6 protein-coding genes are annotated in these 6,709 nt (G+C 68.6%); 3 read left to right on the top strand and 3 right to left on the bottom strand.

Features of this window, described 5'->3' with window-relative positions; genetic code table 11:
- Together AB0G01_RS23075 and AB0G01_RS23070 are read right to left on the bottom strand one after the other, a co-directional pair.
- Positions 1 to 311 (bottom strand): beta/gamma crystallin domain-containing protein (locus AB0G01_RS23075; RefSeq protein ID WP_360948704.1); only part of this gene is annotated, 311 nt, incomplete at its 3' end.
- A gap of 152 nt (positions 312 to 463) precedes the next feature.
- Positions 464 to 1,618: a helix-turn-helix domain-containing protein gene (locus AB0G01_RS23070; RefSeq protein WP_360948702.1), complete on the bottom strand. Its 1,155-nt coding sequence runs from the start codon at positions 1,616 to 1,618 to the stop codon at positions 464 to 466.
- An 824-nt stretch (positions 1,619 to 2,442) separates the two neighbouring features.
- Between AB0G01_RS23070 and AB0G01_RS23065 the strand changes: the two genes are divergently transcribed.
- The gene (locus AB0G01_RS23065; RefSeq protein ID WP_360948700.1) at positions 2,443 to 2,628 is read left to right on the top strand and encodes a hypothetical protein; all 186 of its coding nucleotides are present in this window, start codon (positions 2,443 to 2,445) and stop codon (positions 2,626 to 2,628) included.
- 119 nt (positions 2,629 to 2,747) lie between these two features.
- Here AB0G01_RS23065 and AB0G01_RS23060 read toward each other — a convergent pair whose 3' ends face one another.
- Positions 2,748 to 2,909, bottom strand: a complete 162-nt coding sequence (locus AB0G01_RS23060; RefSeq protein ID WP_360948698.1) for a DUF6247 family protein — start codon at positions 2,907 to 2,909, stop codon at positions 2,748 to 2,750.
- A gap of 486 nt (positions 2,910 to 3,395) precedes the next feature.
- Between AB0G01_RS23060 and AB0G01_RS23055 the strand changes: the two genes are divergently transcribed.
- Together AB0G01_RS23055 and AB0G01_RS23050 are read left to right on the top strand one after the other, a co-directional pair.
- Complete coding sequence (locus tag AB0G01_RS23055; RefSeq protein ID WP_360948696.1) at positions 3,396 to 3,710, top strand: DUF6247 family protein; 315 nt, start codon at positions 3,396 to 3,398, stop codon at positions 3,708 to 3,710.
- A 1,547-nt stretch (positions 3,711 to 5,257) separates the two neighbouring features.
- On the top strand, positions 5,258 to 6,676 hold the full coding sequence (locus AB0G01_RS23050) for an MFS transporter (RefSeq protein ID WP_360948694.1): 1,419 nt from the start codon (positions 5,258 to 5,260) through the stop codon (positions 6,674 to 6,676).
- Positions 6,677 to 6,709 lie beyond the last annotated feature (33 nt).

The raw sequence follows: 6,709 nt of genomic DNA, 5'->3' as shown, positions 1-6,709 counted from the left end.
CCGCCGGGGTGGTTCGGCCAGGTCATCGTGGTCCACTTCCCGATCGGCGACGCCGGTTGCCACTGCCCGTCCCCGAACCACTGGACGCGGTTGTTCCCCGACCGGATCTCGGTGACCCAGACTCTCTGCCCGTTGCGGTCGTAGATGCGGATGCTGCCGGCATTCGCGAAGCACATGTTGTAACTGGACGAGTTAGTGGAGTGGACGGTGATTCGCGCGAACTCGTTGTTGTTGCACGGAACTTCTCCGATTGCCCATGCCGAGCCGGTGGGAATCGCGACTGTCATCGCGACGGCCGCCAGCGCGGTCACCGCAGCCTTTTTGGTCTTCCGGGACAACTGAATCCTCCACAGCGCGGGTATCACTTCTCGGAGAACGGATTCCGGCGTCGTGCGCCGGTGATGGAACCGTAACAACCGGCATGACGGGCGGGCAATGTGCGGCGGTACGACGTCGGTCGATGTCATATTGGAGATGCGCACAGTTTGCGGTGCTGGAGGGCCCACCACACCTCGAATGCGGTCTCGGTGTCCTGGAAATCTGCTCCGGTCAGCGCGGTGAACCGTTCCAGGCGGTAGCGCAGGGTGTTGACGTGCACGGACAGGGTGGCGGCGGCCTTGGGGATCGACCGCCGCCGGGAGAGGTAGGTCTCGACGCTGGCGAGCAGGACCTCGCCCATGGCGCTCTCCGCCTCCACCGGTTCGACGTAGCGGGTGTGGAGGTGCTTCCCGAGTTCCGGCTGGTTCGCCACCGCCAGCCGCAGTGCCATGCGCCGGCGGTCCACGATCCCGCGGTGGCCGAACCTCGTGCCCGCTTCGAGCAGTCGCGTGGCCTCTGCGAACCCGGCGTGCAAACGCGACAGGTCGACGGGACCGGCCAGGCCGACCGTGACGTCGTCGGCCAACTCATCGATGATGGGACGGGAAAGCAGCGCCGCCGCATCGCCGCCGTAGGCACCGGCCAGGAGTGTGTCCCGCGCACCGGCCGCGCGCTCCAGCACGCGGGTCAGCGCCAACGGGTCGGTGCCGGCGGACCGGGCCCGTGCGACCCAGTAGCGCTCGTTGGCGGTGAGCCCGTACCCGACGCCCGCCGTGACCATCTGGTCCGTCGTCATCGCGCCCTCCATCAAGCGGGCGAGCAGTGTTGTCCGCTGCTGCTCCTCGCTGCGGGTGAGGTCGAGCTCGGCCCCCTGGTGACCGGCCAGGAAGTCGTTGCCGTGGCGGTCGCCCAGCAGCCAGATCCGCCGGGTGCCGAGCAGCACGGCGTCGGTCGGTATCCCCTCGGCCCGTGCGATCCGGAGGAACTCGTCGCGCAGCAAAGCGATGCCGCCGCGGTAGGCGGCCAGGACGTCCGCGCCGGGTATGCCCTGTAGCGCGCGACGCCGCCCGGTCTCCCGCTCGTCCTCTGCCACGCAGGCCGGCAGGTGCTCCTCGCCGCGCAGCGCGGCGGCTACGCGGAGGACGTTGCGGCGCGCGGACGGCCGGACCTCTGATGGTGGGACTGCGCGATACGACCCGATCGCGCTGGTCAGCTGTAACTGCTCGGCCACCAGCTCATCGGTCCGCCGCAGCAACTGTGCGGCCACCAGAGCGAGGTGGGCGTGGAGCGGCTCGGACACTGCCTGACCCTTTCTCGTTGTTGCACAACACGTTCGGACGCCCATGACCCGCTCCTCCTGCGGGCGGCCGCGCGCCGGGGTGGCGGAGCGGGACGTCCGACCGAGCGCCTGCGCGTCACGGACACCCGTGCGGTCTCTACCGGCTCGTGGTGGGTGAAGGCGTGGTCGGAGTCGGGGAATCTCGTTGAAGGTGGCCTCGTGCCGTTCGCGCACACCTCGCAGGCTTCCCGGATCATCCGCGGCACCCAGGCCGATGATCGGCACCTTCCGCAGCGGAATGCGGCTCTCGTCGGGAAGGGGGTCCGAGGGGGAGGAGTCGACGCCCGGTTCCCGCTCAGCGCCGCGTTTCGGCCCGTTCCGGGAATCCACCGGTGGGTGTCGTGGCATTTCTGTTCGGCGAGGGGGAGCCGGACGATTTCGCCGTGCGGATCGGCGTTCCGGTCCGTCCGGGCTCGGCGACTGGGCGGGACCGGGAAGACCGCCTGGAACACGTGGGCGGGCGGCGTCGACGCCGGGCGGTGCCCGAGTCCTTGAACGACATCCGAACTCCTCGTCTGTTTCGCGGGCACGTGACCGTGGCACGCGGCCATCACGAACGGTATGGGTTCGGATACGGAGAATCATCACCGTGCGGTGGACACTGCGCCTAGCTCGCACGGGGGACAAGGCCCTGCGTCCGGCCGCTGGTCGCCGTCCACAGCGGACTGAGCGGTGCACGTGAGCGGGCCGGGACGGTGTCGACCCGTTCGTACCCGCAGGGCTCTGCGGGATGCTGGAACTCCACAGGCGACCACGTACTTCTCATCGCAATCCCGTCCACCAGCGTGCTGCTCATCCGGTCGGCAGCGACCGTCGCCGTCCTGCTCGACGGCATGCGTCGAATCCAGCACTCCGAACGTTTCGTGCACCCGGCCTCCACGCTCCTCGAAGATCAGCAACGGCACCTGGCAGGCGTCGTCCGGCCCGGAGTACAGGTAGCGGACGGCCGCGTCGGGATTGCCTGGTGCTGAGGACGCCCGTTCCAGGGCTCAGTCCACGACGGGCACCTCGGCGCGGGGGAGCGAGCATGGTGGGGAGCTCGGCGACCTGATCGAGGGTCTCGGCGACCCGGGGCTATCCGGTGCAACGACTACTGGGCCTGCCGTCCGCGCAGGAGAGCCTTCGTCTCCTCCAGAGTCACCGCCGTGGGGTTGGTGCCTCGGTGTTGGGTCTGCTCGGTCTTGGCCGGCATCCGGTGGTGCGAGCCTGGATCACGCAGTTCGCGGTAGGCGATGTGCCGCCACTTGCCCAACAGTTCCCGTCATGCGGCCAGGTCCTGGGAGCGCTTGGCCTCGTCCAGGGCGAGGTCCCACTCGCGGTCGAACTCGGCGGTCAGCACCCACCGGCGTCAGACACGCCCGGATCGCCATTGGGTCCGCAGCGGGCGGCAGGGGCTCCCGACTGGCTGGTGGAAGAGCCGGAGAAGCCATGGTGGCAGCCTGGCGAGGGGACGCCGTTTGGCCCGGTATCCCGACCAGCAGTAGGTCTTGGCGGTGCACGGGCCGCGACGAGGTCGGCCCGCTGACGGGGTCGCCCGGGTGGCCTGGTCCTCAAGTGGAAGTCTGTAATCTTTATTGATTCAGTGTGAAACAAACAAATTTGCACGTCAGATCCGCGCCGCCGCCGTCCTCGACACGGCTGCCACCACGGAGGTTCTGCGGTGGTGCCAGGAGCGGGCGGAAGTTGAGCTCGTTCGACGGGCTGCGCCGGATGCCGGTGGTGGCGCTATCGTGTCGGTGTGACCGCAGCCGCCGCGCACGAGCAGCCCTCGGAGGTCGGCAGGACCCCCGAGGCCATCCGTGCCGCGCTGGTGCCCGAGGAACGCGACGCCTTCGACGCCGACTGCCGCCACGCTCTCGGCCAGGCCGTGGAGCGTTCCAGCCTGCAACCGGTCCACGACGTGCTCGGCCACTGGCGGCGCATCGCCACCATTACCCGACACGACCCCGCCGCGCACCGGCGAATGCTGGCCCGCGTCGACCAGACCCTCGCCGGTCAGGCTCCGCAGCGGCTGCGCACCTGGGACGAACTGCGGACGGAACGCGGCCTGTAGGTGGCCTACACGATCGAGTTCCGGACGAGGTCTGGGACCAGGTCCACGCATTGCCCGCGGAAGCCGGCACGCCGTTCGCCGAGGCGATGACCCTCCTGACCCACGAGCCCTGGCCCACGAGCCCTGGCACGGCGAGCCCTACCACCGCGCCAACCCCGGCGGGGCCCTGTGCCAACTCGTCTACGGCTTCGGCCACGGCCTGATCATCTACGTCATCCTCGAACAACAACAGCGGGTCCTCGTTGAACGCGTGCTGTGGTGGGAAGACCTCGGCTGACCGCGCCACGGCAACGGGTGCCCGGCGAATCAACTTTTACTCGAATTCCGGCAAGGCCATCCCGGTAGTCGAACGGAGGGTGCACCCTCATCCGCTCCAACACCACCCGCAGTTTCTCGAACCTGGATGCCGTCGAGGAACGCGCGTCGGAGCGGCCGATCGCAGCCGCTCCAGGAGCACGTCGCTGCTGCACACGAAGCGCAGACCCGACCGCTGCTGAGCGGCGTGTTGATCCGGTGTTGGATGAGGTGCCAGTTCGGACTGGTGTCAGTGACGGATGACAGTGTCGGTGGTTCGTCGCCGGACTTGCCTGCGGGCGTCGCCGGGCAGGTTCTTTCCGCGCTCGCTCCTCGGGGTGAGAGGGCCTTGGCCGCGTTGCGCACTGCAACGGTGCTGAGGGGCCACGCGATGACGGACGAGTTCGGTCTGCGGTACGCCGAGAGCGCGGTCTACAACCTGCGCGAGGCTTTGGACTCCGTGGTCGACGGACGAAAGCCCGTCGAGGGTGCGTTGTCGACGGTGGTCGGGGCGTGGGAGCGGCTCGAACTAGAGGTCGGTCGGGCAATGACGACTCCGGGTCCTACAGGGTCTTCGGTGAACTGGTCCCCGGAATTTGGACTGGCTGGCTGAAGGTCAGGCCGCGAGGGCCTGGGCTCGGTACCGCCGGGCAAGCGATCGGATCGCATGCCCGGCGGTGGTGTCTGGTGTCGCCGCGCCGCCGGGCGGGGATCTACGCGCGATACCCGTCGGCGATAGCTCCACCCCTGCTCTGCCGGGGCGGGGCGGGGTGGGGTGGGGTGGGTTCGGGGTGGCGGTAGTGGGTCTTGGAGGCGACCTCAGGGAGTTCTTGCGGAGCGTCATAGCGGAGCCAGATGATGACCGCGGTCGAGGGGATCTGATGCGGCCGGCCGCGTCGAACATCTTGTCCGAGTGACCGGAATCGGTCCGTCGCGGTCGTGTGCCTGTGAGCCCTGGTTGTCACCTGTGAGCGCTATCTGTCACCCAGATCGGTGCCGGCCGCAGCCACCGGCCTGCGACGACTTGACCGCCGTGGTCGGCGACCGAACTGACCACACGTGCTTGACGACCTCGTGCAGACATGCCTTCACCAGCGCATTTGACCTCAACTTAAGTTGAGCTGATGGGCTGCTCACTGTCGACCTCAGGACAAGGAAGGCGAACAGCTATGGCGAACAGCCCGGACAGAACGACCACAGATTCCTCTCCGCATCCGGCTCCGGTGGACCGACCGTCTGCGTTGACACTTCCGGTGGTCCTGGTCGGCGTCGTCCTGGTGGCGATGTCCATCTCGGGAACCGCGGTGGCGCTACCGAGCATCGGCCGTGATCTCGATACCTCCGGCTCCCCGTTGAACTGGGTCGTCGCCGGTTACAACCTGTCCTTCGCCGCCATGACACTCATCGCGGGATCGACCGCCGACCGAATCGGCAGGCGACGGGTGTTCATCGTCTCGGCGCTGGTCTTCGCGGCCGGATTTCTCGGGACGGCGCTGAGCCCGGCGATCGTCGTCACCGACATCGCCCGCATCGTCTCCGGTGTCGGCGGTGCCGGGATCATGGCGGCCGGTGGTGCCATCCTCGCGTCCAACTACGACGGCGCGGCGCGCAATCGTGCCTTCGCCCTGATGGGCACCATGGCCGGAATCGGTATCGCCATCGGCCCCACCCTGTCGGGCTTGCTGATCAGTGCCACCGGTTGGAGGGAGAGCTTCGCGGTCTTCACGGCCATCGGCTTGCTGGTCGCCTTGGGCGGGACCCGTGCCCGCGAGTCCCGCGCGACCGATGCCGACCGGGCGGACTGGGCGGGCAGTGTCTTGTTCGTCGCCGCGCTGGCACTGCTGATGTTCGCGCTCCTGGAGGCACCGTCACTCGGCTGGTCCCACCCGGTCATTCTGATCACCGGTATCGGCGGTTTGGCCGTGCTGGTCGTCTTCGGCGTCGTTCAGCGGCGCAGCGCGGCTCCGGTACTGGCACCCGAACTGGTCGCCAATCGTGGTTTCCTGGGGTGGAGCCTGGCGACCTTGACCACCTCTGTCGGGTTCCTCGGCGTGCTGGTCTTTCTGCCCACCTACTTGCAGGCGGCGGCAGGGCTCTCCCCCGCCGCTTCGGGGGTGACGATGCTGTTGCTGACCGCCCCGGTGCTGATCATGCCCATGGTCGCGGTGGCGCTGGTGAACAGGGGCGTTCCGGCCCGGCCGCTGATCGTGATCGCCCTGGTGCTGGTCGTGGCCGGGAACCTGTGGCTGGTGACGTTGAACGCCGATGACGCCGTCGTGGCCGTCGCGGCACCGTTGGTGGTGATCGGGATCGGCATGGGTGCGTCCTTCGGCATCACCGACGGCCAGGCCATGGCCCTCGTCCGTGCCGACGCCGTCGGCACGGCGGCGGGCTTCCTCAACACTCTGAGGGGAGCGGCCGAGGCTCTCGTGATCGCCGCGTACAGTGCTTCCATCGTCGGCCTCCTCACGGTCAGGCTCGGCGACACGGCCCACGCCGCCAAGGTCGGTGCCGGACGTCTCACCGCCGGAGCCGAGGCTGTGGAACTGGACGCCTTCACCTGGTCGTGGCGGCTGACCCAGCTCGGCATCGGCCTGCTCTGCCTCGTCCTGTCGATCGTCGTGACCGTCCTGGTTCACCGCCGCGCCGCGACGTCCCGCCGCACCACCTGACCACCAGCGTCCCTGACGAGCGAGGAGCGGATG

It is taken from the genome of Actinosynnema sp. NPDC023587 (genome assembly GCF_040640215.1).
In the GTDB taxonomy this organism is placed as follows: Bacteria; Actinomycetota; Actinomycetes; order Mycobacteriales; family Pseudonocardiaceae; genus Actinosynnema.
Note: the sequence above shows the minus strand (reverse complement) of the source record. Positions and strands in the feature narration are given on the sequence as shown.